The 26,480-nt window shown below is 67.3% G+C and carries 23 protein-coding genes; 12 read left to right on the forward strand and 11 right to left on the reverse strand.

Going from position 1 to position 26,480, the window contains the following annotated elements; all coding sequences use genetic code 11:
• Positions 1-62: 62 nt before the first annotated feature.
• Positions 63-1,547 carry a glycerol-3-phosphate dehydrogenase gene (locus HHL27_RS13155; RefSeq protein ID WP_169493883.1) on the reverse strand — a complete coding sequence of 495 codons (1,485 nt, stop codon included), beginning with the start codon at positions 1,545-1,547 and terminating at the stop codon, positions 63-65.
• Between the two features lie 74 nt (positions 1,548-1,621).
• Here HHL27_RS13155 and HHL27_RS13160 point away from each other — a divergent pair, with 74 nt between their 5' ends.
• The 4 genes from HHL27_RS13160 to nadA all read left to right on the forward strand — a co-directional run bounded on the left by HHL27_RS13160 (position 1,622) and on the right by nadA (position 5,103).
• Complete coding sequence (locus HHL27_RS13160) at positions 1,622-2,539, forward strand: MBL fold metallo-hydrolase (protein ID WP_169493884.1); 918 nt, start codon at positions 1,622-1,624, stop codon at positions 2,537-2,539.
• Positions 2,524-3,195, forward strand: a complete 672-nt coding sequence (locus HHL27_RS13165) for a DUF4230 domain-containing protein (RefSeq protein ID WP_169493885.1) — start codon at positions 2,524-2,526, stop codon at positions 3,193-3,195. Before HHL27_RS13160 ends, HHL27_RS13165 begins: the two co-directional genes overlap by 16 nt.
• Before the next feature lie 67 nt (positions 3,196-3,262).
• Positions 3,263-4,003 (forward strand): adenylate cyclase, encoded by a 741-nt coding sequence (locus HHL27_RS13170; RefSeq protein ID WP_169493886.1) that lies wholly within the window; start codon positions 3,263-3,265, stop codon positions 4,001-4,003.
• A gap of 101 nt (positions 4,004-4,104) precedes the next feature.
• A complete protein-coding gene (gene nadA / locus HHL27_RS13175; protein ID WP_169493887.1) occupies positions 4,105-5,103 on the forward strand; it encodes a quinolinate synthase NadA in 999 nt (332 codons plus the stop codon).
• Positions 5,104-5,173: 70 nt separating this feature from the next.
• Here nadA and HHL27_RS13180 read toward each other — a convergent pair whose 3' ends face one another.
• From HHL27_RS13180 to HHL27_RS13190, 3 genes are all read right to left on the reverse strand, one after another.
• On the reverse strand, positions 5,174-6,826 hold the full coding sequence (locus tag HHL27_RS13180; protein WP_169493888.1) for a M10 family metallopeptidase C-terminal domain-containing protein: 1,653 nt from the start codon (positions 6,824-6,826) through the stop codon (positions 5,174-5,176).
• A gap of 195 nt (positions 6,827-7,021) precedes the next feature.
• Positions 7,022-8,797, reverse strand: a complete 1,776-nt coding sequence (locus HHL27_RS13185) for a DUF885 domain-containing protein (RefSeq protein ID WP_169493889.1) — start codon at positions 8,795-8,797, stop codon at positions 7,022-7,024.
• 60 nt (positions 8,798-8,857) lie between these two features.
• Entirely contained in the window at positions 8,858-9,772 is a 915-nt protein-coding gene (locus HHL27_RS13190; protein WP_240959750.1) for a DMT family transporter, read from the reverse strand.
• A 92-nt stretch (positions 9,773-9,864) separates the two neighbouring features.
• On the opposite strand from HHL27_RS13190, the gene HHL27_RS13195 reads away from it, so the two are divergent.
• Positions 9,865-10,977 carry an alkene reductase gene (locus tag HHL27_RS13195; RefSeq protein ID WP_169493890.1) on the forward strand — a complete coding sequence of 371 codons (1,113 nt, stop codon included), beginning with the start codon at positions 9,865-9,867 and terminating at the stop codon, positions 10,975-10,977.
• A 24-nt stretch (positions 10,978-11,001) separates the two neighbouring features.
• Positions 11,002-11,883 (forward strand): aldolase/citrate lyase family protein, encoded by an 882-nt coding sequence (locus HHL27_RS13200; RefSeq protein WP_169493891.1) that lies wholly within the window; start codon positions 11,002-11,004, stop codon positions 11,881-11,883.
• Positions 11,884-11,892: 9 nt separating this feature from the next.
• Here HHL27_RS13200 and HHL27_RS13205 read toward each other — a convergent pair whose 3' ends face one another.
• Together HHL27_RS13205 and lipB are read right to left on the reverse strand one after the other, a co-directional pair.
• Positions 11,893-12,210: a hypothetical protein gene (locus HHL27_RS13205; protein ID WP_169493892.1), complete on the reverse strand. Its 318-nt coding sequence runs from the start codon at positions 12,208-12,210 to the stop codon at positions 11,893-11,895.
• 14 nt (positions 12,211-12,224) lie between these two features.
• Positions 12,225-12,890: a lipoyl(octanoyl) transferase LipB gene (gene lipB / locus HHL27_RS13210; protein ID WP_169493893.1), complete on the reverse strand. Its 666-nt coding sequence runs from the start codon at positions 12,888-12,890 to the stop codon at positions 12,225-12,227.
• Positions 12,891-12,988: 98 nt separating this feature from the next.
• Here lipB and HHL27_RS13215 point away from each other — a divergent pair, with 98 nt between their 5' ends.
• On the forward strand, positions 12,989-13,795 hold the full coding sequence (locus HHL27_RS13215) for a hypothetical protein (RefSeq protein WP_169493894.1): 807 nt from the start codon (positions 12,989-12,991) through the stop codon (positions 13,793-13,795).
• 25 nt (positions 13,796-13,820) lie between these two features.
• Here HHL27_RS13215 and HHL27_RS13220 read toward each other — a convergent pair whose 3' ends face one another.
• Positions 13,821-14,447 (reverse strand): class I SAM-dependent methyltransferase, encoded by a 627-nt coding sequence (locus tag HHL27_RS13220; RefSeq protein ID WP_169493895.1) that lies wholly within the window; start codon positions 14,445-14,447, stop codon positions 13,821-13,823.
• 258 nt (positions 14,448-14,705) lie between these two features.
• Between HHL27_RS13220 and HHL27_RS13225 the strand changes: the two genes are divergently transcribed.
• A complete protein-coding gene (locus HHL27_RS13225; protein WP_169494000.1) occupies positions 14,706-16,010 on the forward strand; it encodes an MFS transporter in 1,305 nt (434 codons plus the stop codon).
• Between the two features lie 8 nt (positions 16,011-16,018).
• Here HHL27_RS13225 and HHL27_RS13230 read toward each other — a convergent pair whose 3' ends face one another.
• Positions 16,019-16,957, reverse strand: coding sequence for a CDP-alcohol phosphatidyltransferase family protein (locus HHL27_RS13230; protein WP_169493896.1), 939 nt, complete (start codon positions 16,955-16,957; stop codon positions 16,019-16,021).
• 139 nt (positions 16,958-17,096) lie between these two features.
• Here HHL27_RS13230 and HHL27_RS13235 point away from each other — a divergent pair, with 139 nt between their 5' ends.
• The 3 genes from HHL27_RS13235 to HHL27_RS13245 all read left to right on the forward strand — a co-directional run bounded on the left by HHL27_RS13235 (position 17,097) and on the right by HHL27_RS13245 (position 20,447).
• Positions 17,097-18,194, forward strand: a complete 1,098-nt coding sequence (locus tag HHL27_RS13235) for a CDP-alcohol phosphatidyltransferase family protein (RefSeq protein WP_169493897.1) — start codon at positions 17,097-17,099, stop codon at positions 18,192-18,194.
• A 327-nt stretch (positions 18,195-18,521) separates the two neighbouring features.
• Entirely contained in the window at positions 18,522-19,622 is a 1,101-nt protein-coding gene (locus HHL27_RS13240) for an inositol-3-phosphate synthase (RefSeq protein ID WP_169493898.1), read from the forward strand.
• 75 nt (positions 19,623-19,697) lie between these two features.
• Positions 19,698-20,447: a phosphocholine cytidylyltransferase family protein gene (locus HHL27_RS13245; protein WP_169493899.1), complete on the forward strand. Its 750-nt coding sequence runs from the start codon at positions 19,698-19,700 to the stop codon at positions 20,445-20,447.
• A gap of 1,039 nt (positions 20,448-21,486) precedes the next feature.
• Here HHL27_RS13245 and purH read toward each other — a convergent pair.
• From purH to rpe, 3 genes are read right to left on the reverse strand one after another with little or no spacing between them, the layout of a single operon-like run.
• Positions 21,487-23,082: a bifunctional phosphoribosylaminoimidazolecarboxamide formyltransferase/IMP cyclohydrolase gene (purH, locus tag HHL27_RS13250; RefSeq protein ID WP_169493900.1), complete on the reverse strand. Its 1,596-nt coding sequence runs from the start codon at positions 23,080-23,082 to the stop codon at positions 21,487-21,489.
• Positions 23,083-23,093: 11 nt separating this feature from the next.
• Positions 23,094-24,968 (reverse strand): heparinase II/III family protein, encoded by a 1,875-nt coding sequence (locus tag HHL27_RS13255; RefSeq protein ID WP_169493901.1) that lies wholly within the window; start codon positions 24,966-24,968, stop codon positions 23,094-23,096.
• A gap of 4 nt (positions 24,969-24,972) precedes the next feature.
• The gene (gene rpe, locus HHL27_RS13260; protein WP_169493902.1) at positions 24,973-25,635 is read right to left on the reverse strand and encodes a ribulose-phosphate 3-epimerase; all 663 of its coding nucleotides are present in this window, start codon (positions 25,633-25,635) and stop codon (positions 24,973-24,975) included.
• 352 nt (positions 25,636-25,987) lie between these two features.
• On the opposite strand from rpe, the gene HHL27_RS13265 reads away from it, so the two are divergent.
• The gene (locus HHL27_RS13265; protein WP_169493903.1) at positions 25,988-26,479 is read left to right on the forward strand and encodes a DUF2141 domain-containing protein; all 492 of its coding nucleotides are present in this window, start codon (positions 25,988-25,990) and stop codon (positions 26,477-26,479) included.
• Position 26,480 lies beyond the last annotated feature (1 nt).

Raw genomic sequence — 26,480 nt, forward strand, 5'->3', positions numbered from 1 at the left:
GTTACATGGGGGCTTTCGGGGCTGGATGAAGGGTTGGCAAGACCCGACTTTCGGGAAGGCATTCAGGCGAGCGCGCCCAGCCGCTCTGCCAGCTCGTCGGCCTGGAGGCGATCGAAGCGCAGGCCGAGCTTCGAGCGTCGCCACAGCACGTCCTGCGCCGTCATCGCCCATTCGCGCGTCACGAGGTGGTCGAGCTCCGCCTCGGACAACCCATGGCCCAGATCGCGGCCCATGTCGGCCCGGGCAAAGCGCAGCGCCTCCGTGCCATAGGCCCGCGCCAGCCGGTGCGCGGTCCCGGGGGGCAGGTTGCGCACGATGGCGGCGATTTCCTGTTCGATCGGCAGGACATTGTCCGCTTCATCAAGGCCATCCGGCTTGAAATCGCCGCCCGGAAGCGGCGCGGTCGCCGTCCAGCCGGCATTCGCCTCGATCCCCAGCCGTTCGAGCGCGGCTTCGGCCAGCGTGCGGTGCGTGGTGATCTTGCCGCCCAGCACAGTGAGCAGCGGCGCCGAATGCGCATCGGGGCCACGATCGAGATCGAACTGGTAGCCGCGGGTCGCCGCCTCGGGCTTGCCGCTGCCATCGTCGGCCAGAAGGCGTACGCCGGCATAGGACCAGACGACATCCGCCGGCGTCGGCGCATAGCGGAAATAGCGCGCAGCGGCATCACACAGGTAGGCGATTTCAGCATCGCTTGCGCGCGGGGGATCGGCATCTGCACCCTCTTCGGAATCGGTGGTGCCGATAAGCGTGAAGCGGTGTTCGTAAGGGATGGCGAAGCAGATCCGGCCATCGGGCAGCTGCAGGAACAGAGCGCGCGGATCGTCATGCAGGCGCGGCACCACGATATGCGAACCACGCACCCGGCGCAGCAGGCGCGGCTTCGCTTCGTGCGCACGGTCGAGCACGCCGCCGACCTGCGGGCCGGCCGCATTGACGACCATGGCCGCGCGAAACGGCTCGCCACCATTCGGACCGCCCGTCTCGATCCGCCAGCCGCTGCCTTCGCGCGCCAGCCGGGTCACTTCGCACCGCGTGACGACTTCGGCGCCGCGATCGGCGGCATCGCGCGCCAGCAGGACGACAAGGCGCGCATCGTCCACCCAGCAATCGGAGTATTCGAACCCGGAGCGGATCCTTTCGCGCAGCCCCATCTCGCCGGTCAGGTCCACGCGCGTCGCGGGGGGCAGAGCCTCGCGCCCGCCGATATGGTCGTAGAGCCAGAGCCCGGCGCGCAGCATCCACGCCGGGCGCCCGTCGTTCACCAGCGGCAGCACGAAGCGCATCGGCCAGACGATGTGGGGCGCAATGCGCCACAGCACCTCGCGTTCGCGCAGCGCCTCTCGCACCAGGCTGAATTCGCGATGCTCCAGATATCGCAGGCCGCCATGGATCAGCTTGGTCGAGGCCGAGGACGTTCCCTGCGCTAGATCGCCACGTTCGAGCAAAAGCACCGACAGGCCACGCCCGGCGGCATCGCGGGCGATCGCCGCACCGTTCACCCCGCCCCCGATCACGGCAAGGTCATAGAGGAAGGGCGGCTCCATGGCGGGCATCCTGCGCTGCAATCGCCGACCATGCAATATTGCTTCCGGGGGATTGCGTCCCCATACCCTTATGGATGGCTAGCGATTTCTCCCTGGACGATAGTTCCACGTGGAACACCGGGTTGGCGGTCGAGCTCGAACCGCTGGTGCGGCGCGTGCTTGCGCCCAATCCCTCCCCCTACACCTACACCGGCACGCAGACCTACCTCGTCGGCAACGGCGGGGAAGTGGCGGTGATCGATCCGGGCCCCGATGGCACCGGGGTGGCGGGTCATGCCGACACCAACGGCGAAGGGCATGTCGCGGCGATCCTCAAGGCGGTGGGCGATGCCCGGATCGTGGCGATCCTGTGCACCCACACCCACCGCGACCACAGCCCGGCCGCGCTGCCGCTCAAGGCCGCCACGGGCGCGCCGATCATCGGCTGCGCGCCGCTGGTGCTGGCCGACGATGGCCCGCGCGCCGATGCTGCGTTCGATCCGACGTACCAGCCCGACCGCGTGCTGGCAGACGGCGAGCGGCTCGAAGGTCAGGGCTGGACGATCGAAGCCGTGGCGACGCCCGGCCATACCAGCAACCACTTGTGCTATGGCGTGGTGGAATCAGGCGCACTGTTCACCGGCGACCACGTGATGGGCTGGTCGACCAGCGTGGTTTCCCCGCCCGATGGCGACATGAGCGCCTACATGGCGTCCCTGCTCAAGCTGCAGGAGCGCGAGGACAAGGTCTATTACCCCGCACACGGGCCACAGATCGACAATCCGCGCCAGCTGGTGCGCGGGATGATCGGGCACCGCCGCCAGCGCGAGCGGCAGATCGTGCGCCTGCTGGAAGAAGCGCCGAACCAGATCCCGGCGATGGTCGCGGCGATGTACAAGGGGCTCGACCCCCGGCTGACCGGCGCCGCAGGCCGATCGGTCCTGGCCCATCTGGTCGATCTGGAACGACAGGGCCGCGTTGCGGTTACGGGGGAGACATGGAGCCTGACCTGACCCCGCCCCACCCCGTTCAGCCTACCGCCGCCTCGCGATCACCGGCGCGCGCCTCTGCCCTTCCCTGGCTGTTGTTTGTCGCCGCGCTGGCGATTGCGGCGTTCCTGGCGTGGAAGCTGTGGCGGCCGGCAGACATCGGTGATCCGCTCGCCACCAGCCTCGTCGCGTTCGAAAAGCAGAACACGCTGACGGTGTTCAGCGCCCAGCTGGCGCCGGTGGTGTCGAGCGACGACGCGCGGCTGTTCGGGCTGGTCAAGTCCAAGCAGGTGGCAGTGATCCCGGCGCGGGTGGATTACACGCTCGATCTTTCCGGCATCGGCCGCGACCGGATGCGCTGGAACGCGCAGGCCAAGACCCTGGCCGTCCGTCTGCCTGCGCTGGTCGTCGGCCGTCCCAACCTGGACGAGGCGCGGGCGCAATACCTGCGTGAAGGCGTGTGGATCAGCCGCGATGCGCAGGACAAGCTGACCCGCGACAACACGCGCCTCGCCGAGCGACTCGCGGTGGAGCAGGCGGCCAATCCCGTGCTGATGAACCTGGCGCGCGGGGCCGCCAAGGATGCGATCCGCCAGAATCTTGCCATCCCGCTGCAAGTTGCGGGCTTTGGCGAGGTCAAGGTTGTGGTAGCATTCGACGGAGAGCCGACTCCGATGTGACGGGCGTCATTGGAACCGGTGCCTGACGAGCGTAATCGCGCCGCGGGACTGCTGGGGAGAATGACCAATGGCCACGGCCGCACCTTTACCGCCCGATATTCCGTCTTCCTTCGCGCTTCGCGAGCGCGACTTCCACGTGCGCATGGCGATCGGCCTTGCGATCTTTACCGTCTTCGCCTTCGGCCAGTTCGCGCTGCGCGGGCTGAGCCATCCGATCGGCGCCCCGTGGTGGGTCCATGCCCACGGATTGCTGATGCTGGGCTGGATGGGCCTGTTCATCGTGCAGACCCGGCTCGGACGCGCCCGCTCGATGGCCTTGCACCGTACGCTGGGATGGCTGTCGTGCCTCGTCGTCGCAGCGATCGTACTCGCCGCCATCAACGCCGCAAATCGCGCGGTGGAGCTGGGCCGCGTGCCCCCGTTCTTCACCAATTCGTATTTCGTGGCGCTGACCTGGGTGGACATCGCGGGGTTCGTGGGCGTGTTCGCCGCGGCCGTGCTGATGCGCAAGAATGCACCCTGGCACCGGCGGCTCATGCTCGCCGCCGTGATCCTGGTGCTCGAGCCCGGTTTCGGACGACTGGTGCCGATGCCGCTGCTGGGTGCGGCAGGCCCCTGGGTCGAGCGTGCCTGCCAGATCGCGCTGTTTGCCTTCCCGCTGCGCCATGACCTGCGCACGATCGGCCGGGTTCACCCCGCAACGCTGGTCGGCCCGGCGGTGATCGTGGCAGAACTGGCCGCGATCTTCGCGCTGGCCGCCTATGCCCCGTTCACCGCGTACGTCGAAGCTATTGCCGCAGGCGGATAGGCCCCCTAAGTCCCTCCCTGTCCGGGGCGGCCCCTTGTACGCTTGTACGTTGTGTACGCTTGTACGTTGTCCGTCTTGCCCGTCCCGGCTGGGAACCTTCGATGACCGCGCAGCCGACCAATCTTTCCGGGCTCGACCTTCGGGCAGAGATCGACCGCCTCCGCAAGGAACGCAATGCGGTCATCCTCGCCCATTATTACCAGCGCCCGGAAATCCAGGACCTGGCCGATTTCGTCGGCGATTCGCTCGAGCTGTCGCGCAAGGCGGCGGCGACCGACGCGGATGTCATCGCGTTCTGCGGCGTGAAGTTCATGGCCGATACCGCCAAGATCCTCAGCCCCGACAAGATCGTGGTGCTGCCCGATCTCGACGCCGGGTGCAGCCTTGAGGATTCGTGTCCGCCGGACAAGTTCAAGGCGTTCCGCGAAGCGCATCCCGATCACATCGCCCTCACCTACATCAACTGCTCGACCGAGGTGAAGGCGCTGTCCGACGTGATCGTGACGTCGTCGAGCGCCGAGACGATCCTTGCCCAGATCCCTGAGAGCCAGAAGATCATCTTCGGCCCTGACCGGCACCTTGGCGGCTATCTCAACCGTAAGTTCGGGCGCGACATGCTGCTGTGGCCGGGCGTGTGCATCGTGCACGAAGCGTTTTCGGAAACCGAGCTGCTCAAGCTCAAAGCGCAGCACCCCGATGCGCCGATCGCCGCGCACCCCGAATGTCCGCCGCACATCGTCGATCACGCCGATTACGTGGGATCGACCAGCGGCATCCTGCAATATGCCAAGACCATGCCCGGCGACACGCTGATCGTCGCGACCGAGCCGCACATCATCCACCAGATGGAGCTGGCGATGCCGGAGAAGACGTTCATCGGCGCGCCGGGAGCCGACGGCAACTGCAACTGCAACATCTGCCCCTACATGGCGCTCAACACGATGGAGAAGCTCTACCTCGCGCTGCGCGACCTGCAGCCCCGCATCGAGATGGACGAGGACCTGCGCCTCGCCGCCAAGAAGAGCCTCGACCGCATGCTCGACATGGCAAGCGGCACGGTCGGCCTCGGCGATCTGGGCGCGAAGCCGTTCGGGGGGTGACGCAAATCTGAAGCGCGCAAAAAAGGGGCGGCCTCGCGAGAGGTCGCCCCTTTCGTTTAGCTAGCGACTGTCAGATGAACAGGACGTCGCTCTGCAGCACGGTGCTGCTGACGGTGACGTCGAAGTCCGCAACCTTGTCGCCGTTGAGGTCGGCCATCAGGTGGCCGCCGGCGAAGCGCAGCTGGCCGGCAACGCCGCTGAACGCGGCCGAGCCGATCCACGTCAGGTCCGCGCCCGTGCCATCGACCGTGCTGCCAAGGTGCGTCAGGTCGATCTTGTCCGTGCCGGAAACGAAGTCGGCAATGGTGTCGCCCTTTTCCACGATGTGGAACTGGAACACGTCCGCACCGGCCCCGCCATAGAGCGTGTCCTTGCCCTCGAAGCCGTTCAGCACGTCGTCGCCGCCCATGCCCTTCAGCACGTTGGCCACCTCGTTGCCCCAGATCACGTCGCGCGCCGAGCCGCCGGTCGCGTTCTCGATCGTTGTGCCATAGGCGATCGACAGGTTCATGTATTCGGTCGCGCGCACGCCCGACACGCCGGTATCGTAGAAGATGTTACTGGCATTGGCGGTCATGAAGGTGTTGGCGACGTTGTTGATGCCGTTCTGCGTGGCGTTGCCCGCGACCGTCTCGCCCGCCAGCGCGTTGAGCGCCGCGCGGTTGGCGTTGACCGTGGCGACATCGGCCACGGCCTGCCCTACCGAGCTGAACGATCCGGCGTGCAGGTCGATCTGCTGCGAGGCGTTGAAGCCAGACAGGTCAAGCGTATCCACCCCGCCCGCATCGTAGATCGACAGGTAGGGATAGGCGTTCTTCGAGAAATCGTAGACCACGTTCCCGGCGTTGCTGTTGAAGCCGTAGGTGGTGTTGCCGGAACGGGTCGTGGTGTCGGCGCCGTACTTCGACTGGATGGTCAGGATGTCGTGCAGCAGCGGGGTCTGCGCATTGCCATAGAACACCGTCGACCAGTCGATGATGTTCGCCCCGGTCTCGCTCGAATCCCAGTACGACATGATCGTGTACTGCGTGCTATCCTGCGCATATTCGGCGTAGTTGCCGTAGCTCAGCGGCAGGCTCGGGTCGTAGTTGTAGTTGCCCGGGTGCGACAGGCCCAGCGTGTGGCCAAGTTCGTGCACCAGCGTCGTCTTGCCATAGCCGCCGAAGCCGAACCAGCCGTTGGTCCAGTTGATCGCGGGATCGGCCACGAACACGTCGGACTGGAACTTGTAGCCCTTTGTGCCGGGATAGTAGGCATAGGCCTGTGCCGGGTCGTAGGAATTGGCGAACTGGATGTCGGCGCCGATGCCGTTCTTTTCGACGAACTTCTGCGGGATCAGGTCATCCCACAGCTGGATCGAGGCGCGCGCTTCGGTGCGCTGCTGCGCGCTGAACGGCGAGAAGCCATAGCCCGAGGTGAAACCGGCGGTCGGGTTGTTGTACAGCCCGGTCAGGTGCGACAGGTCGGTGAAGGAATAGGTGATGACCCCGCTGGGCGCCTTCAGCGTGGTGCCTGAATCGATGTGCGCCTTGACCCCGTCGAGCCCGATGATGGGCTTCCCGGCCCAGGTGTAGCCGGCATAGTCGTCGAGATTGAACCCGCTCGGAGTCGCCACGGTCAGCGATGCGAGCCCCAGCTCGACAGGTGTGCCGAGCAGCTCGAAAGCGTCGGCTTCGCGGTTGGCGGACAGCACGCTGCTCGCCCTGGTGGTGTTGGTTGGCATCTTGGTCCCCGGACTCGTTATTCCGCACGCCAACGCGGCATGCGGCAGGCCAGCATCTTGGCCGCCAGTCGGTGCGAAGGTCGAAACTCCCCGCAGCGACCGGAGACTCATTTCAACTGAAACCAGCGACGAGGTATAACCGGGTCCTCCCGGATGCCTATAACAATTTCATATTAGCGACTTGCAAAAGGGCGGTCACTTGATCGGCAGTCCGAACATCAGTTCGCGCACGAACTTTACCGGCGGCATGCCGTGCCCGAGCACGTTGTCGTTATAGGTTCGCAGATCGAACTTCTCCGCGAACCGCTGCTTCGCCTCCTCGCGCAGGGCGCGATGTTCCTCGTAGCCGGTGAAGTAGCTCAGCAGCTGGACCGACGATAGGCTGGCGCGCACCCACTTGCCCGCGGCCTCGCGCTCCTGCTGGAAGGCGCCCTTCATCATCAGGTCCATCGCCTGGTCGCGGGTCATCCCCTCGGTATGGATGCCGATGTCGAGCAGCGTGTTGGTGACCGAGCGCAGCCGCATCTTGAGCACAGTCAGCTGGAACAGCGGATCACCGCTCAGATAGCCCTGCTCCTTCATCAGCCCTTCGGCATAAACCGCCCAGCCTTCGACGAACGGACCCGATCCCAGCACCGCGCGCAGCACCGACGGATCCTTGATCGCGTGGTCGAGCTGCAGGTAGTGGCCGGGCATCGCCTCGTGAATGGCGAGGTCGTGGATCATGTAGCGGTTGTATTCGGACAGGAACGAGGTCGCCTGCGCCTCGGTCCAGTCGTCGGGGATCGGCGAAACCGCGAAGAAGTTGGCGCCATCGCGCTCCAGCGGGCCGGGGGCATCGTCATAGGCGACCGAATTGCCCTGCCGGAACTTGGGCATGGTCACCACCTTCACCGGGCCGTCGGGCATGCCGACGAAGCTCTTCTCGCGCACGAAGTCGGTTGCCTGCGCCAGCGCATCGCGGCTCGCCTGCTCCAGCCCGTTGCGCGGCGGACGCTGGGCATAGCTCAGCTGCAGGGCCGCCTCGATCGCGGCCTGCTGCTGATCGGCCGTCGGCTTTTCCGGCAGGGCGCGGTCCTTCAGCACCTGGCGCGCCAGGGCATACATCTCGTTGCGGATATCGGCCTTGGCCTTCTCCGCCTTGGCCTTCAGCTCGGGGCGCGTCATGCTCGACTGCAGCTCGAACGCCATCTGGCGGTCATAGAGCGCCGGCCCCAGGCGGAAGTCGCCCTTGGCCTTCGGTACCAGCACCGTATCGAGCCAGGTCTGCTGCTCGGCAACCGCGGTCTTGAGCGCTGCCAGCGCCTTGTCGAAGCGGGCCTTGGCGGCGGGGTCGAGTTCGCCCGCATGGGGCGCAAGCATCGTTTCGGCCACCTCGACGATGCCCGCGTTCTGCTTCGACACGGTCTCGGCATAAATCGCGGGTACGCGGCCTGCGACCAGCTGGCGACGGCTTTCGGCAAGATAGGCGGGCAGCGCCTCCATCCGCGCGGTGGCCGAGGCGAGGCGCTGCGGCCACGGCGCGAAGTCGCGCGCAGCCAGCGTGTAGAGCGCGTTGGCGGCCTCCTCGTTGTAGTTCTGCGCGTTCCACGCCCAGCTTTGCAGGCTTTCGATCCGCCACAGGCGATAGTCGAGATCGTTGATCAGCAGCAGCCGGTCGACCTGGTTGTCGCGCGACAGCTGCGCCGGATCGGTGGCCTGCGCCGCTTCCCGCAGGGCGCGCCATTCGGCGGTGGCGGCGGCGCGGCCCTTGGCGCTGATGTCGGACAGCAGCCCATCGTAGCGATGATCGCCCAGCGCAGTGGCGGTCACGGGTTCGAGCCGGACGAGCGTTTCGACATAGCGGTCGGCGATCGCGCGGAACGCGGTGTCCTCGCTGCTCTGGGCCATGGCCGCGTGCGTCGGGTGAGTCTGCGCCAGCGCGGGCGTAGCAAGGGCAAGCAGCGCAGCAGCAGGAACGACGAACTTCATCGGCAGGACTCTCCGGCAGTCAAACTGGTTGCACCTGCTACCAGCCGGGCTCCCTTGCCGCTAGCCCGCTTTCTTGGGGCTGTCGCCCAACCGCGCCAGCACCAGCGCCGCGGCCACGAGCATCATGCCGAACGCATCGAGCGCTCCCAGCGTCTCGCCGAACGCGAACCAGCCGGCAAGCACCGAAACGGCAGGTTGCGTCAGCAGGGCCAGGCCGATGACCAGCGGCGGGAAGTGGCGCAGGGCATAGACCAGCAGCCCCTGCCCCACGATCTGGCTGCCAAGGGTGAGCGCGATCAGCGGCCACCAGTTGTGCGGCATGACCCGCTCGCCCAGCGACAGCGCGATGGCAAGCAGGACGGGGGCCCCGGCAAGGCTAGAATGGAACAGCAGCGCCCAGCTGCCGAAGCGTTCGCGGCCGCGCTGCAGCAGCAGGATGTAGAAGGTGTAGAAGAACCCGGCCAGGATACAGAACAGGTCGCCCACCAGCGTCGCATGGTCGATCTCCAGCGAGCGGCCGAGCAGGATGGCCGACCCGGCCAGCGCGGCAACGATCGCGATCACTTCCATGCGGCGGGGCGACCGGCGCGCGGCGATCACCCCCCAGGCCATCAGGATCAGGCTGCCCGAATTGCCGAACAGCGAGGCGTTGCCAAGGCGCGTGCGAGCAATGCCGATGTGCCAGCTTGCAAGGTCGAGCGCGAAGAGCACGCCGGCGGCCGCCACCGCAATCCATGCCGCGCGGCCCATGCCGGTCAGCGGCTGGCGGCTGCGGTTGGCCAAAAGCGCGAGCAGGGGAAGGGCCAGCGCCAGACGCCAGAAACCCGAGGCAACCGGCCCGGTATCGGCCAGCCGCACCGACCACGGGCCGAGTGCCAGCGCCACGTTGCCACCGAGCAGCGCCAGGAAATGGCGCGCGGTCGGCTGACCGGAAGACATCGCAGTGGCGCCAGGGCCCTTGCCGAGGGTTGACATGGGGGACGGGTTTCCCGCTAAACAGGTTGCAAAAGGAAACGGGAAATCTCGTGTCCTCGTCCTTGTCATTTCATCCCGCGAAGGTCTTGTCCATGCACGATTCCCTGTTCCAGCCGATCCAGCTCGGCGCGATTGCCGCACCAAACCGCATCCTGATGGCGCCCTGCACCCGCATGCGCGCCGACGACAACTTCGTGCCGACCGAGATCATGGCGACGTACTACGCCCAGCGCGCCGATGCCGGGCTGATCATCACCGAAGCGACCGGCATCAGCCGCGAAGGGCTCGGCGCGGCCCGTGCGCCGGGGATCTGGAACCAGGCGCAGGTCGAAGCGTGGAAGCCGATCACCGAAGCGGTGCACAAGGCGGGCGGCCGCATCGTGTGCCAGCTGTGGCACATGGGCCGCATCGTCCACCCCTGGTTCCTTGGCGGCGAGCCGCCCGTCTCGGCCTCGGCCACCCGGCTGGAGGAAGGCATGGCGCACACCCCGGCGGGGCGCTTCCCCTACGAAACAGCGCGCCCGCTGCGCATCGACGAAATGCCGCGGATCGTCGAGGACTATGCCCTTGCCACGCGCAACGCCCGCGAAGCCGGCTTCGATGGCGTGCAGCTTCATGCCGCGAATGGCTACCTGATCGACCAGTTCCTGCGTTCGAGCACCAACCTGCGCGATGACGATTACGGCGGCCCGGCCGAAAACCGCGTGCGCCTGCTGCGCGAAGTGCTGCAGGGCATCGTTTCGGCGTGGGATGCGCCGCACGTTTCGGTCCGCCTTTCACCCAACGGCGACAGCCAGGGCGCGGACGATCCGGATCCGGCAACGCTGTTCGCGCACGCGGCGCAGGTCGTGCAGGATGCGGGCGCCGCGTTCCTCGAACTGCGCCAGCCGGGGCCGGACGGCACTTATGGTTCGACCACCGTGCCGCAGCAGGACGCGGTGATCCGTTCGATCTACAAGGGCCCGCTTGTGCTCAACAGCGACTACACCGCCGATGCTGCCGCGCAGGATGTCGCCTCGGGCCGCTGCGACGCGGTGAGCTGGGGCCGGCTCTACCTGTCGAACCCCGACCTTGCCACGCGCATCCGCAAGGGAGCGCCGCTCAACCCCAACAAGGGCGCGCCCAAAACGTGGTACTATCCCAGCGAGGAAGGGTATACGGACTACCCGACGCTCGAACAGGAAGCCGCGGGGGCTGCTGCCTGACGGAGCGAGAGGGAGAGATCACGCGTGCGCATTCCACGGTCCTGGCTGTTCGTCCCCGGCGATAGCGAGAAGAAGTTGGCCAAGGGCCCGGAAACAGGTGCGCACGCGCTGATCGTCGATCTTGAAGATGCCGTCGCGCCTTCGGCCAAGGCCGAGGCGCGGCGCGTCACGCGCAACTGGCTCGAAGCACACAAGCGGCAGGTGACCATGCGCAAGCAGGTCCACTGGGTGCGGATCAACGCGGTCGACACCGGGCTCTGGCGCGACGACCTTGGCGCCGTGATGCCCGGTGCGCCCGCCGGAATCATGGTGCCCAAGGCCGACGGGCCCGAACAGGTGCGCATGATCGCGGCCGAAATCTACGAGCTGGAACAGCGCAACGGCATTCCCAACGGCCAGACCAAGGTGCTGCCGCTGGTCAGCGAAACGCCGCGCGCGGCGATCACCATCGCCGATTATGCCACCAGCCCGATGCCGCGCCTGGCTGGCCTGACCTGGGGGGCAGAGGATCTCGGCGCGGAACTGGGTGCTTCGCGCAAGCGGGATGCCGCCGGCCTGTGGACCGATGCCTTCCGCTATGTCCGGGCGCAGACGCTGTTGGTGGCCCACGCTGCCGGGGTCTGGGCGATCGACACGCTGCACGCCGATTTCCGCGACGAGGAAGGCCTGCGCCAGGCCGCGCTGGCCGCCAAGGGCGACGGGTTTGCCGGCATGCTGGCGATCCACCCCGCGCAAGTGCCGATTATCAACGCGGCCTTCGCGCCGAGCGAGGCGGAGCTGGACGAAGCGCACGCCATCGTCGAAGCCTTTGCCGGCAATCCGGGCGCGGGAACCCTGCAGCTCAACGGGCGGATGATCGACCAGCCGCACCTGCGCCAGGCGAAGGCGCTGCTCGGGATCGACTGACGCGCGGCTTCAGTTGGCGGGCGGCGGCGGCGATGCTGCAGCAGGAGCGGCGGCGGGCGCTGGCGCTTCCGCTTCGGGTTCATCGGCGGCACTGCTGGCATCGTCTGCCGGCGCCTTGGCCGTTTTTGCTCCGGCGCTCGGCTGCACCGGCTGGAGCGGCGGCTCGGATGTCGAAGTGTCGAGATTGATCATCGAATCGCTGACCGTGCCGGGCAGGACTTCGCCACCGGCCGCCTGCGCGGCATTGCCGTCGTCCTTCTTGCCACAGGCCGAAAGTGCCAGCACCGCCAGCGGCGCGAATAGGAAAAGGCGGGCGGGCAGGTGCATCGGGCGAAATCCTGTCATGATGCCGGAGGGCAGGCGACGTCTAGCTTGGCCAGGAACGCCCCGGCTCGGGCCAGCAATGCCGCATCGAAGGCCTCCGGCGCAACCGTCAGGCCAAGATCGGCAAGGCTGGTAACCCCGAATTCCTCGATCCCGCACGGCACGATCCCGCCGAAGTGGGCAAGATCGGGCGACAGGTTGACCGAAAACCCGTGCATGGTGACCCAGCGGCGGATGCGCACACCGATCGCGCCGATCTTGGCTTCGCGGCCGTCGCGCCCGTTGGTCCAGATGCCCACGCGCCCTTCGGCTCGCCAGCTTTCGACGCCGAAATCGCCCAGCGTATCGATCACCCAGCCTTCCAGCGCATGGACGAAGCCGCGCACGTCGCGCGCGCGCTTGCGCAGGTCGATCAGGACATAGCCCACGCGCTGCCCGGGTCCGTGATAGGTATAGCGCCCGCCGCGCCCGGCCTCGACCACCTCGAATCGCGGATCGAGCAGCTCGTCCGCCGCCGCGCTGGTGCCGGCGGTGTAGACCGGCGGATGTTCAAGCAGCCAGATCAGCTCGCCCGCGCGGCCTTCGGCGATTTCGGCATTGCGCGTCGCCATGGCATCGAGCGCGACGCGATAGGGCACCGGTTGCGCCTCGCGCCGCACTTCGAGATCGGAAGGAAGATCCATGCCGCCTGCGATGGTGCTTCGTCCGTAAAAGTGCAAGGGGGTGCGCTCCCCCTGCGAGCCTGCTAGAACCGGGCTGCTTCCAAGGATATGACGCCCCCGTGACCACACTCGACAGCAGCACCGCCTGGTCCAGCGCCACGCGCATGGTCGCGGCCAACCGCGACGTGCTCGCGCCGATCGCGGGTGTGTTCTTCTTCCTGCCGGGCCTGATCGGCGCGATCTTCGTGCCCGCCCCGGCGGTGCAGAGCGGCATGAACGAAGCGCAGATGATCGATGCGATGCAGTCCTATTACGCCGGTTCGCTGCCGCTGCTGATCCTGCTGTCGCTGATTCCCATGGCGGGGATGCTGACGATGCTGGTGGCGATGATCGATGCCAGCCGGCCGACCATTGGCGAAGCCATCCGCCGCAGCTTCCGCGCCCTTCCCGCGTACTTCGCCGGGCAGCTGCTCGTCGCGCTGGCGCTGACGCCGGCGGTGCTGCTGATCGTCGGCCTGCTCGGCGCGGTCCTGCCCGCGGCGCTGGCGGTGGCGATCGCCATGGCCGTGCTGCTGTGGCCGGTGATGCGCACGATGCTGATCGGCCCGATCCTGGCGAGCGGGCGGGAACGCTCGCCCATCGCCGCGATCCGCGAAAGCATGCGCCTGACGCGGGGCAACAGCGGCCGGATGCTCGCCTTCATCGGGCTCGCCGGGTTCCTGTTCCTGGTCGTCTATGGCCTGGTGATGATGGTCGTGGGCGTGGTGCTGGTGCTGGTCAGCGGGGGAGAGCCGCAGCGCGTGCTGGCCGAGGCGATCTCGGGCGTGCTGATTGCCGCGGCCTATACCTACTTCGTGGCGATCCTCGCCGCGATCCACGAACAGCTGGCCGGCCGGGACACGACGCCCGCCTCGACCTTCGGCTGACCTTTTCGGCCAGCCTTGCGAAGGCCTATTCCTTCCAGCCCCAGCTGATCACGCAGGGCGGCACGTTCACCGGCTCGAACCCCTTGTCGATGTGGCGGAAATACTTGCCCATCAGCGTCCGCGCACGGGCAGTGTACTGATAGACGAGGAAGGCCCCACCCGGCCGCAGCACGCGGTGCGTTGCCGCCATGATCGCCGGCCCCACGCCTTCGGGCAGGGTCGAGAACGGCAGGCCCGACAGGACGTAGTCGGCATGATCGAAACCGTGCGCACGCACGATTTCCTCGACATCGGCCGCCGAACCGTTGACCGCGATGAAGCGGCTGTCACCGATCGTGCGCGACAGGTAGGCGATGAAATCGGGGTTGGTGTCGATCACGATCAGCCGGCCATCGCGGCGCAGCTTTTCCAGCACGGGACGGCAGAAGGTGCCCACGCCCGGGCCATATTCGACGAACAGGCGGCACTGGTCCCAATCGACGCGCGACAGCACGCGTTCGATCGTGCGGCGCGACGAAGGGACGATCGCCCCCACCATCACCGGGTGCTTGACGAAGCCCTTGAAGAAGATGCCGGCGGGCCCGAGCATCTGTTCCGCCTTGCGCTTCGCCCGGTGCAGAATGGGACGACGCGCAGCTTGCGTGGAAGTCATCGTGGCGGAACACCCTTCAAATCAACGTGACACGAGCGCGTCGCAAATTTGTCTTCGCATTGCAAGCGCGCTGCGACGATCCTACCGAGGAAGGAATGAACCGGATGTGACAGGATCTCGAAGTCCGTCACGTTCGAAGGGAGAGCAAACCGCGTGAATCAGACCGGTATCCACGGCCCTGCCGCCGAAGCGGGCGGCCCTGCCGCCGAAGCGGGCGTCCCTGCCGCGCTCGCCAGCCAGCATCTACCACGCGGCCGCATGGCGCTGCTCTTCGCGGTGATGCTGACCACGGCGGCGGGCAATACCGCGATGCAATCGGTCATGCCCTCGATCGGCACGCACCTTGGCATCGCCGACGTGTGGGTGAGCCTCGCCTATTCGTGGTCGGCGCTGCTTTGGATGCTGCTCGCCCCGTTCTGGGCGCGCCGGTCCGACCGCCGCGGCCGCAAGGCGATGATGAGCCTTGGCATGGGCGCCTTCGCGCTGTCGTTCGCTCTGTGCGGCACGGTGCTGTTCTTCGGCCTGCGTGGCATGTTCACCGGGCTTTCGACGATCCTCCTCTTCGCGCTCGCCCGCTCGCTCTACGGCGGTTTCGGCTCGGCAGCACCCCCGGCCGTGCAGGCCTATGTCGCCAGCCGCACCAGCCGCGAAGAGCGGACCAAGGCGTTGAGCCTCGTCTCCTCCAGCTTCGGCCTCGGCACGGTGCTCGGCCCGGCGCTTGCGCCGCTCCTGATCCTGCCGGGGCTGGGGCTGGTCGGCCCTTTCGCGCTGTTCGCGCTGTTCGCGGTCGGCGTGCTGGTCACCCTGCGGCTGCGCCTGCCCGACGATGCTCCGAGCTATGCCGGGCGGGGCGAGATCATGGAGGAGCCGTTCAGCCCATCGTCGAACCCGCGCATGGTCGATGATGATCCCGACGGATCGCCGGATTCGCTGCCCGAGGCCGAACCCCGGCACACCGATGCCAGCCGGCTGCGCTGGGGCGATCGCCGGATTCGCGCGTGGCTGCTGATCGGCACGCTCGGCGGGCAGGCGCAGTCGATCCTGCTCGGCTTGATCGGTTTCCTCCTGCTCGACCGGCTCGGCCTGCGCCACCAGCCCGACGTTGCCGCCGGCTCGATCGGGCTGGTGCTGATGTGCGGCGCGGTCGCCACTCTGCTCGCGCAATGGGGCCTGATTCCCACGCTCGGTCTCGGCCCGCGCACGTCCACGCTGTGGGGCATGGGGCTGTGCTGCGCGGGCGTGATCCCGATGGCGCTGGGTCGCGATCTGCACACTATCGCCACCGGCTTTGCCATCTGCTCGCTGGGCTTCGGCCTGTTCCGCCCCGGCTTCACCTCGGGCGCCAGCCTTGCCGTCACGCGGGCGGAACAGGGGCAATCGGCCGGGATCGTCGCCGCCGTCAACGGATCGGCCTACATCGTCACGCCGGCGATCGGGGTGTTCCTCTACAACCACTCCGCCTGGCTCGCCTGGGCGCTGGTCGAAGCGCTGGCGGTGGGCGTGCTGGTGATCGGCCTTGGCATGATCAAGCCGGACAGCCCCGAAACCGAACGGCGGCGCTGAGCTTTCGCTCAGGCGGCGGCAATGCGCATGGCGACGCGCCGCGCGGCGGCATTGTGCAGCCGCACCGCGACGACCAGCAGCAGGTTGAGCACGATCGTCTGGTAGATGAAGTAGTACAGCGGGCTGCCCGCGATCATACCGATCCCGAGCACGATGGCGCGCGGGTTGGGGCCCAGGAACTTGAGCAGCAGCAGCAGTGGGCGCTGTTCCTTCTGCACTTCGGCGCGGATCTGCGCCAAGCGCGCCGGATCATCCTTCATCGCCGCGGTCACCGCCGCATCGACCTGCAGCGCCCAAGGGCTCATGCCCGAAGCAAGGCGCAGGTAGCCGCGCACGAAGCCCCGCAGGATCCACGAAACGCCGCGCTTGTCCTTGAACAACGCGCCGTCATCCTTGGCCGAATTGTTCAGCCACGGCACGCCATAGGTCCAGTACTGGTAGAACCGGCGCTGCACCTCGACGAAGTTCGACTGCACCACGTGGCTGGCCCCGGCGGCCAGCGTCCAGAACCACGCCCAGCCCGGGCCGATCGCGCGCGTCAGCACGAAGGCGAGCAGGACGTAGAGCACGATGTGGCTGGCGTAGTCGCAGATGCCGTCGACCAGCTCGCCCAGTGGGCTGGTCTTGCCGGTGATCCGGGCAAGGTCGCCGTCGGCACCATCGACCACGTGCCACGTCATGTGCAGCGCCATGCCGATGAACGCGCCCGCCGGCCAGGCCAGTCCCCAGTAGCAGAACCCTGCCGCCACCACGCACAGCCCGCCGATCACGCTGACCATGTTGGGGGTGATCGGGGTGGACGCCAGCCGCCGCGCAAGCTGCCAGGCCAGCGGGTGATAGACATAGTGGTTGAGCGCGTCCTGCAGTTCGCGCGGACGGCGCGGGCGCTGCGGCACCGGCCTGGGCCCGGCAGCGTGCCCGTCTCCAGCCTTGCTCGCGCCGTTCATTCGCAATCCCTGTCCATCTTGACGAGTGTTCGACCAACCGCCTTGTCGCTGGCCGATCCGTTCCTATAGTTTCCTTCGAATAGCCCGAACGCGCCGCACCGCAAGGGACGGCGGCAATTGGCGTGCTCTGGGAGAGGCGATGTCCACGCTTTCCTTCGTGATCGAGGCGACAGCCTTCCTGCGCCAGCGGGTCGCGGGCCTCAGCGGCCTTGCCCGCACCCTGATCCTCGCCGATCTCGCCGGTGCCGACCGCATCGTGATCGTGGCCGATGCGCCGGTCGAACGCGACTGGCAGACCAGCTTTGCCGATCGTGGACGCCCACTGCCCCGGATCGAGATCGTGCGCCAACACGATGACGGCGCTTCCGGGGCGCGCGAAGTGCGCGTGCCGGGGGACGTGCTGCTCACGCCCGAAGGCATCGCCTGGCTGCGCGACGAAGGCGCGCGTTCGCTGGTCGCCGGGCGCCACTTCCACGTCGGCCGCGATCCCGCCGCGCTCACCCGCGCGATCCTTGCCGATACGGTCAAGCCCACCGACGGCTGGGTCTGCCGCCGGCTCAACCGCCCGATCTCGAACCGCATCTCGATGGTCCTGCTGCGGTTCGGCGTTGGGCCGATGCCGGTCACCTGGTTCACCCTTGGTCTATCGGCGCTGATGGTCGCAATCCTCGTGCAGGGTGGCTGGACCGCCTTCGCGCTCGGCGGGCTGCTGTACCAGGCGGTCTCGGTGATCGATGGCGTCGATGGGGAAATCGCGCGGGCCAGCTTTCGCTTCTCCGCACGCGGCGCAATGCTCGACACCGCATGCGACATGATCGCCAATTTCGGCTTTGCCATCGGCCTGATGACGGGGCTGATCCGCAGCGAAGGGCCCGAACACATCAGCTTTGCCGTCGCCATCGTCATGCTGCTGGCCTCGGGCATCGTGCTGATGCTCTCGCTGCTCCGCCTGGGGCCGCGCAAGGGCAGCTTCGACGTGTTGCGCGCCGCGCTGACCGAGCGGCTGCACCGCCACCGGCGGCTGCAGAAGCTGGTGCTCGGCGTGGAACGGCTGTTCAAGCGCGATGTCTACGTGCTGGTCGGGTGCCTTGCCTGCCTCGCCGGTCTTGCCCCGCTGCTGCCACCGGTGATCGTCGGGGGCCTTGCCGTGTGGATCGCGGCGATCTGCTGGTGCGCGCCACTTATCGCAACCGATCGGACCGGCCGGCTGCTGCCCCCGCATCTGCGCATGCCGTGACGAACCGGGCGATGTCCCGCGTGCAAAAATTCACAAGGACGCGCCCCGGGGAATGCTGCACACGCGCAATCGCGGGGGCATGGCGGTGGCAAAGGATTTGCGCTAATGCGCGCGTTATCCATGGATGGATCGCGATCCGGTCCCCCTTTGCTCTCGCAGTTGCAGCGCGCTGCCTGGCGAGAGACGAGACGCGGGGGTGAATCGTGGAAGCGTGACAGACGGGAAATTTTCTTGCAATAGCCGGCCAATTTCCGGATTGAGGCAATTTAGTGACAGCGCGCGGGGCTCAACCGGGCAAGCAGCGCCTGTGTGAAGGGACATGAGTACATGAAGCCAATAAAGGTCGCGGTGATCGGGGTCGGCAACTGCGCCAGCTCGCTCGTCCAAGGCGTCTACTTCTACCGCAACAACAACTCGACCAACGGCCTGATCCACGACCGCATCGGCGGCTATGGCGCCGGTGACGTCGAGTTCGTGCTGGGCGTCGATGTCGATGCACGCAAGGTCGGCAAGGACATTTCGGAAGCGATCTTCGCTGCCCCGAACTGCACCGCCGTTTTCCATGCCGATGTTCCCGCCACCGGCGGCAAGGTCATCATGGGCAAGATTCTCGATGGCGTCGCCGATCACATGACCGGCATGGGCGAGCGCGGCTTCATCGTCGCCGACCAGCCCGAAGCGACCCACGAAAGCATCGTCGCCGCGCTCAAGGAATCGGGCGCCGAAGTGCTCCTCAACTTCCTGCCCGTCGGTTCGCAGACCGCCACCGAATTCTACATGGAATGCGCGCTCGAAGCGGGCGTCGCGGTGGTCAACTGCATGCCGGTGTTCATCGCCTCCACGCCGGAATGGGAATCGAAGTTCCGCGCCAAGCGCATCCCGATCGTGGGTGACGACATCAAGGCGCAGGTCGGCGCCACGATCGTCCACCGCGTGCTGTCGAGCCTGTTCGGCGCCCGTGGCGTGCAGGTCGAAAAGACCTACCAGCTCAACACCGGCGGCAACACCGACTTCATGAACATGCTCGATCGCCAGCGTCTGGGCAGCAAGAAGGAATCGAAGACCGAGGCGGTGCAGGCCATGCTCGCCCAGCGTCTCGAGGACGAGAACATCCACGTCGGCCCGTCGGACTACGTTCCCTGGCAGAAGGACAACAAGCTGTGCTTCCTTCGCCTCGAAGGTTCGCAGTGGGGCAACGTGCCGATGAACCTCGAACTCCGCCTCTCGGTGGAAGACAGCCCGAACTCGGCCGCTTGCGTGATGGATGCGATCCGTTGCTGCAAGGTCGCGCTCGATCGCGGCGAAGGCGGTGCTCTGATCGGCCCGTCGGCCTATTTCTGCAAGCACCCGCCGCAGCAGTTCAACGACGACACCGCCGCGCAGATGGTCGAGGAATTCATCTCGGACACCGCGCTGGCCGCCGAGTAACACCGGCCCAGTCGTCTGGTATCAGAAGCGGCGCCGGTCACCCGACCGGCGCCGCTTCGCGTTGAAGGAAGCCCGATGGACGCCCTGATCATCGCCGCCGGCTATGGCAGCCGCCTGGCCGAAATCTCCCCCTCCAAGCCGCTCACCCCGGTCTGCGGCGTGCCGCTGATCGAAATCGGCATCCGCCAGGCGATGATCGCCGGCGTCACCCGCGTCGTCGTCGTCACCGGCCACCGCGCCGACATGGTCGAAGCCGCCCTCGCCGACATTTCGCTCAGACTCGGCATCGAAGTCGTGCCGGTGCGCCTTGCCGACTGGTCCACGCCCAACGGCCACTCGGTCATGGCCGGCGCCACCCGCTGCGATGGCGATTATCTGCTGATGATGGCCGACCACATGTTCGAAGCCGACATCCTCGCCCGCCTGCTCGCCGAAGGCGCGCCCGATCGCGGGGTCACCCTGGCCATCGACCGCCGCGTCGACAACCCGCTGGTCGATCCCGACGACGCCACCTGGGTGCGCATGGACGATGCGGGCCGCATCCTTGCCATCGGCAAGACCATCGCCCCCTACGATGCGGTCGATTGCGGCGCCTTCCTCGCCACGCCCGAACTCGCCCAAGCGATCCGCGAAGCTATCGCCGCGGGCAAGTCCGGCTCGCTGTCCGACGGCATGCAGATCCTCGCCGACAAGGGCCGCGCCGCGACCATGGACATCGACGACGCCTGGTGGATGGACGTCGACGACCCCCGCGCCCACGCCCTCGCCGAGGAACTCGCCCCCTGGCACCTGTCGCAAAGCTTCGCCGGAATGGGCGGGGAATAAGGCGGGGGAGGGTCCCAGCCCATCGAGCATCCGCAGGGTAGTGAAGGGTTGCGAGCGCGGCGCGGGCCAATAAGAAAAAGGCAGTCCTTCGACAAGCTCAGGACAGACGGGGGTTGGGAAGGCAGCACATGCCCTCACCATTTAACGTCATCCCAGCGAAGGCTGGGATCGCTCGCCGCCAAGCGCGCCAACCGTTCCGCAAACCGAGAGCGATGCCAGCCTACGCTGGCATGACGAATGAGGGAAAAAGGAACCCTCTACCCCCAAACCGCCTGCCCTGAGCCTGTCGAAGGGCTGCCCTTGTTCTCCCAAGCGCAACAGGGCGATCGAACGCAACACCTCCCCACAGCGCCACCCTCGCGCCGGAAGACGTCCCGGGAACGCGAGGGGGTGCCCCCCTCGCATCCATCCTTGTTCTAACTCAACCTTGACAAAACGTACCATATAGGTTATACGCCCCACCACGGACCGGGAGCGGCATGGCCGGCTTGCTCTTCGCTCCTTCGGGCCAATCTCCACGCTGGGAAAGGCCCGACGCGACCGGCGCGGGTCGGCGCTGCGGGAGGCCGCTTCCTCGGAAGCGGTCAGCGAGGGCGTTAAGCCCCAAGTCCCTCAGGGCACACCCAACGCCACTGCAACGGACGGGCGGATGTGGTGCGGTGGTTCAACCGCGTGGCAGCGCTCCCTTGCGAGTCCGGTTCCAGTCCGGTCCGGCCCCTTCATGCGGCCGCGACTAATCCCGGAACTTATCCTCGTGGGACTTATCGCTACGGACCGGGCCGCCTTGCGAGCCGCCGCCCGGGTTTCGAGCCCCCGTCCGAATAAAGGCTGAGCCGATCCGGGATAGCCAACGCCCCGCCGGCCACTCGCCACAGCGTTCCTCTTGCCCTCCACGCGCAAGCGCCACGCATGGCGCCCGCGCCGGTCGCGCAGGTCCGTACCGCTTTCCAAACGGCGTTATCGTCCGGGCTCGCCGCCGGATATCCCTCTGTGAACGCGAGGCGCGCCCCATCCCGGGTGGGACGGGGCGGCGCGCTTGTCAGTGGCGGAAGTGGCGCATGCCGGTGAAGACCATGGCGAGGCCCGCTTCGTCCGCCGCCTTGATCACGTCTTCATCGCGGATCGAGCCGCCGGGCTGGATCACGCAGGTCGCGCCCGCTTCGACTGCCGCCATCAGGCCGTCGGCGAAGGGGAAGAACGCGTCCGAAGCGACTGCCGACCCGTTGGTGCGGGGCTCGGACCAGCCGTGCGTCTCGGCGGCTTCCCTGGCCTTGGCCGCGGCGATGCGCGAGGAATCGCGGCGGTTCATCTGGCCTGCGCCGATGCCGGCGGTGACGCCATCCTTGGCATAGACGATGGCGTTGGATTTGACGTGCTTGGCCACGGTCCAGGCGAACAGCGCGTCGGCCAGTTCCTGCTCCGTCGGCGCGCGCTTGGTCACGACCTTGAGATCGTCCAGGCCGATCTTGCCGGTATCGCGATCCTGCACCAGCAGGCCGCCGGCGATCGGCAAAGTGTTCAGCCCCGCGCGGTTCGCATCGGGCAGCGCATCGACCAGCAGCAGGCGCAGGTTCTTCTTGCGCGCGAAGGCCTGCTTGGCCGCATCGTCCGCGCAAGGCGCGACGACGACTTCGGTGAAGATCTCGCAGATCGCATTGGCGGTCGGCCCGTCGAGCGGCACGTTGGTGGCAACGATGCCGCCGAAGGCCGACACCGAATCGCAGGCGAGCGCCGCGTTCCACGCATCGAGCAGCGTGTCCGCGCTGGCGACGCCGCAGGGATTGGCGTGCTTGACGATCACCACCGTGGGCTTCGCGCTATCGGTCGCGAATTCGGCCACGAGTTCGAGCGCCGCATTGGCATCGTTATAGTTGTTGTAGGACAGCTCCTTGCCCTGCACCTGCACGGCCTGCGGCAGGCCCGGCGTGTCCGGATTGCGCGCGACGTAGAGCGCGGCCGACTGGTGCGGGTTCTCGCCATAGCGCAGCGTGGTGACGAGGCGGTGGGCCGAGGCAAGCACCGGCGGGAAGTGGTGCTGCTGGTCCACGCGGGCGAACCACTGCGAGATCGCCGCATCATAGGCGGCCGTCGCGGCATAGGCCTTGGCCGCCATGGCGCGGCGGAAGGTGAGCGTGCTCTTGCCGCCGGTCTGCTCCAGCTCGGCAAGGAAGGCGTCATAGTCCGCCGCATCGGTCAGGATGGTCACGTACTGGTGGTTCTTGGCCGCCGAACGCACCATCGACGGGCCGCCGATGTCGATGTTCTCGATCACCTCGTCGCGCTCGGCGCCCTTGGCGACGGTCGCCTCGAACGGATAGAGATTGACGACCACGAGGTCGATCGCGCCGATTTCGTGTTCCGCCATCGCGGCGGCGTGTTCGGCATTGTCGCGCACGGCCAGCAGGCCGCCGTGGACCTTGGGGTGCAGCGTCTTGACGCGGCCGTCCATCATTTCGGGAAAGCCGGTGAGGTCGGACACGTCCTTCACCTCCAGCCCCGCTTCGCGCAGCGCCTTGGCGGTGCCGCCGGTCGAGACCAGCTCGACTCCGCGCGCGGCAAGCGCCTTGCCCAGATCGACCAATCCGGTCTTGTCGGACACCGAAAGCAGCGCCCGCTTGATGGTAACGTCAGTCACGTCGATGAATCCTATCGCATCTTCTTGAGCAGCCAGGAGAACGTCTCCCCGCTGCGGGGAATCTTGGCCTGGACGACCAGTTGCCGGGTGCCGACCGGTCTGCCCTGCCCATCGGCCCACAGGCTTTCCTCGATCGTCACCGGATCGCGCCCGGAACGGAACTGCCACAGGCTGCCATCGGGCAGCGACAGCGTCACGCCAAGGCCATCCGCGCCTTGGGCGAGCTCGATATGCGGGCCGAGGTGAAAGCGCAAGGCAACGCCCACCGTGCCGCGCTTGCCCTTGCGGCCCGAGGCGATCAGCAGGTCCTCGCCGCGCAGTTCGGTGCCATCGTCGCGCAGGATCAGGATGCGCCGGTGCGTCAGGCCATAGCGCGCGACATAGCCATCGTGGCTCGCTTCGAGCCGCGTTGCCCCTGCCCCGTTGTCGGCGGTCATCGTGCGGCGGTCGACCTCGACCGTGCCGACCCCCGCGCCCAGCGTGCCGTTGATCAGCACCGCGGTCGAATTGGTGTCGTCCAGCACGAGCGTGGAATGCGCCGCGCTCGCGCGCAGGCCCTGGGCCAGGCGCAGCGGGATCAGCCCGCCCGCCATCGCACCGCCGCCGCAGTTGACGATCAACCGCTCGCCCGCATGGCTGAATTCGAAGGCCAGCGTCGATGCGCAGCCGGTGCGCGCGTGGCGGGCCAGCGGCGGGGGCGCGGCGTCGAACTGCAGGATCGACTTCATCGCCGAAACGCGCTGGTATCCCCACTGGCGCGCATCGCGCAGCGGGCGGGTGCGCACGCCACTCGCGCGGATCAGCGTTTCGATGCGCGGCGCCGGGATCGCGCCGGCGCCCTGCCACGATCCCAGCGCCCCATCGCCGTGCAGCATGGCGAGCAGCGGCGGCACGAGCAGCGTCAGGATGGTGTCGAGCTGCGCGGGCGGATCGGCGCGGACCGCGGCGTAGCACGCCTTGAGCAGCACGATCCGCTCGATCGCCTCGATCTGGCCCAGCGGGCTGCGCGACAGCAGGCCGCCGTCATCGCCCACCAGATCGCCCAGCGCGCGGATCAGCCCCGCTTCGCCGAACAGGCGGCGGGCATGGCCATCCTCGAACAGCAGGCCGGCGGCGGTGATCGCGGTCCAGGCGCAGACCTCGTCCAGCTTGTCGTCGGCCTTGGTCGCGTGGCGATCGAGCCAGCGCGCGGTTTCCGCCATGGCGGCCAGTGCGCGGGCGCGGAACTTGCGGTCGGTGCCCGAAAGGATCAGCGGGGCGTGAACCATCCATGCCAGCAGCCGGTGGCCGACATGCCCGACATTCCACGCAGGGCCGCTGGCGGGCCTGGGATTGGCGGTGAGCCAGGCCGAAAGGATGCGCTCGGCCACGGCGGTCGATTGCGCGCGCGGGCCCGCCGCCTCGAGATCGGAGAGCCAGGTGAAGCCGTGGATCAGCCGCTCCATCGGGGGCGAAAGATGCGCGCCGGTAAACTCGGTGTCGGCAATCGCGGTGCGCACGCCGAACAGCAGGAAGTGCCCTGCCCGCAATGCCTTGCCGATGGCGGGATCGCCGGGAAGCGGGTTGTCGACCGTGGCGGTCAGCCGAATGCGCCCGCGCTTGCGAAAGGGATTGAGCGCGCCCGGTGGCAACCCCATGCGATAGGCAAAGCGGACCAGACGTTCGCCCGTGCCCACCGCCGGCGGGCTGAAGTCGGCAAGCGCCAGCGCGCGGCCGGGTTCGATCACGGCGGGCTCGAACCGGGTCTCGACCTCGTCGTCGCTCACCAGCGTCGGGCTCGCTTCGCGCTGGCGGTCGAGCGGAATGGCCCGGCGCGACGGGTCCTGCGCCCCCTCGTCGAAGGCGGCAGGCGAACCACCATCTCCGGAGAGGTCCGCCCGGTCCATCGCGTCAGCCGTGGCCCTTCAGCGCCGCGATGTTCGCAGCGTAGCAATCGGGCCCGCCCTTGAAGCTGGCGGTGCCGGCCACCAGCACGTCGGCGCCGGCATCGGTGCACAGCCTGGCGGTCGTCACGTCGACCCCGCCATCGACTTCGAGGTGGATCGGCCGGCCGGTCTTGTCGATCATCTTGCGCACCGCTTCGATCTTGCGAAGCTGGCTGGAAATGAAGCTCTGTCCGCCGAAACCGGGATTCACGCTCATGATCAGGACCAGGTCGATCTCGTCGATCAGGTAGTCGAGCATCTTGGCGGGCGTTGCCGGATTGAGCGAGATGCCCGCCTTCTTGCCCAGCCCCTTGATCGCCTGCACCGTGCGGTGGACGTGCGGGCCCGCTTCGGGATGGACGGTGATGATGTCCGCCCCCGCCGCCGCGAACGCTTCGAGGTAGGTGTCCACCGGCGAGATCATCAGGTGCACGTCGAACGGCTTTGCCGTGTGCGGGCGCAGCGCCTTCACCACGGCCGGGCCGATGGTGATGTTGGGCACGAAATGACCGTCCATCACGTCGACGTGGATCCAGTCCGCACCGGCAGCGTCAATCGCGCGCACTTCCTCGCCCAGGCGGGCGAAGTCGGCGGAAAGGATCGAAGGCGAGATCAGCGGGGCAGTCATCGTCGGCAAGTCCAGTCGGAACGTTGGCGCTTTTCGGGCATGGCCTGTGGTTGCCGCGAAGGGCGGCAGCCGCTTCGGCGTTACCGGTGCGCTCTCCGGGGGACAAGCGCGAATGCGATGGTTTTCCACACGGAGCGGCCGGTCCGCGCCGCGCCCGATCGCCGAAATCCGCCCCGCTGGCGGGATCTTCCGCGGCCGCGACAGGTTCAGCAGGGGTTCAACGGCCTTGCGCCAGGGAGACGGTCGGCATCGGAAACGTGTTTTTTCCTTGTCTGTCAGCAATTTCGGCTGTGACGTCATTACCGCAACGCACGGGTCGACAGAGATATTCCGGACTGCAATATTGATGGCCATGTCGAAGACCATTCGTGCCCTGACCGGGGGTCATTTCATCGGACTTGCCGCCGCCTCCGCCCTGTGTGCCGCTGCGCCGGCGCAGGCTGCGCCCAATTGCGCCGGTCCCGCCAGCGATACCTGGATCAACATCACCGTCACCAACGTGCGCAACGGCAACGGGCTGATGGCGGTCACGCTCTATGCCGACGATTCCCGGCGCTTCCTGGTGAAGCACGGTTCGATGTACGTCGGCCGCGTGCCGGCGACGGCGCCGGAAACGCGGATGTGCCTGTTCGTGCCAAAGCCCGGCGTCTATGCGATCGCGGTCTATCACGACGAGGATTCCTCGCAGACGATCAACCGCAGCGGCATGCTCGGCATCCCGACCGAAGGCTTCGGCTTTTCCAATGATCCGCCGACCATCGCCAGCCTGCCCGCCTTCCGGTCGGTCCGCCTGCACATCGGCAAGACCAACCTGTCGACCCGGATCACGCTGAAGTATCCGTGAT

This window comes from Novosphingobium olei (assembly GCF_012927405.1).
In the GTDB taxonomy this organism is placed as follows: Bacteria; Pseudomonadota; Alphaproteobacteria; order Sphingomonadales; family Sphingomonadaceae; genus Novosphingobium; species Novosphingobium olei.

Coding starts and splice junctions, on each gene's coding strand:
- lipB (WP_169493893.1), bottom strand. CDS start 12,890: ATGGATCTTCCTTCCGATCTCGAAGTGCGGCGCGAGGCGCAACCGGTG.
- HHL27_RS13185 (WP_169493889.1), bottom strand. CDS start 8,797: ATGAAGTTCGTCGTTCCTGCTGCTGCGCTGCTTGCCCTTGCTACGCCC.
- HHL27_RS13190 (WP_240959750.1), bottom strand. CDS start 9,772: ATGTCAACCCTCGGCAAGGGCCCTGGCGCCACTGCGATGTCTTCCGGT.
- HHL27_RS13230 (WP_169493896.1), bottom strand. CDS start 16,957: ATGAACGGCGCGAGCAAGGCTGGAGACGGGCACGCTGCCGGGCCCAGG.
- HHL27_RS13195 (WP_169493890.1), top strand. CDS start 9,865: ATGCACGATTCCCTGTTCCAGCCGATCCAGCTCGGCGCGATTGCCGCA.
- HHL27_RS13255 (WP_169493901.1), bottom strand. CDS start 24,968: ATGGACCGGGCGGACCTCTCCGGAGATGGTGGTTCGCCTGCCGCCTTC.
- HHL27_RS13180 (WP_169493888.1), bottom strand. CDS start 6,826: ATGCCAACCAACACCACCAGGGCGAGCAGCGTGCTGTCCGCCAACCGC.
- HHL27_RS13235 (WP_169493897.1), top strand. CDS start 17,097: ATGTCCACGCTTTCCTTCGTGATCGAGGCGACAGCCTTCCTGCGCCAG.
- HHL27_RS13265 (WP_169493903.1), top strand. CDS start 25,988: ATGTCGAAGACCATTCGTGCCCTGACCGGGGGTCATTTCATCGGACTT.
- nadA (WP_169493887.1), top strand. CDS start 4,105: ATGACCGCGCAGCCGACCAATCTTTCCGGGCTCGACCTTCGGGCAGAG.
- HHL27_RS13205 (WP_169493892.1), bottom strand. CDS start 12,210: ATGCACCTGCCCGCCCGCCTTTTCCTATTCGCGCCGCTGGCGGTGCTG.
- rpe (WP_169493902.1), bottom strand. CDS start 25,635: ATGACTGCCCCGCTGATCTCGCCTTCGATCCTTTCCGCCGACTTCGCC.
- HHL27_RS13240 (WP_169493898.1), top strand. CDS start 18,522: ATGAAGCCAATAAAGGTCGCGGTGATCGGGGTCGGCAACTGCGCCAGC.
- HHL27_RS13245 (WP_169493899.1), top strand. CDS start 19,698: ATGGACGCCCTGATCATCGCCGCCGGCTATGGCAGCCGCCTGGCCGAA.
- HHL27_RS13170 (WP_169493886.1), top strand. CDS start 3,263: ATGGCCACGGCCGCACCTTTACCGCCCGATATTCCGTCTTCCTTCGCG.
- HHL27_RS13220 (WP_169493895.1), bottom strand. CDS start 14,447: ATGACTTCCACGCAAGCTGCGCGTCGTCCCATTCTGCACCGGGCGAAG.
- HHL27_RS13160 (WP_169493884.1), top strand. CDS start 1,622: ATGGCTAGCGATTTCTCCCTGGACGATAGTTCCACGTGGAACACCGGG.
- HHL27_RS13225 (WP_169494000.1), top strand. CDS start 14,706: ATGGCGCTGCTCTTCGCGGTGATGCTGACCACGGCGGCGGGCAATACC.
- HHL27_RS13165 (WP_169493885.1), top strand. CDS start 2,524: ATGGAGCCTGACCTGACCCCGCCCCACCCCGTTCAGCCTACCGCCGCC.
- HHL27_RS13155 (WP_169493883.1), bottom strand. CDS start 1,547: ATGGAGCCGCCCTTCCTCTATGACCTTGCCGTGATCGGGGGCGGGGTG.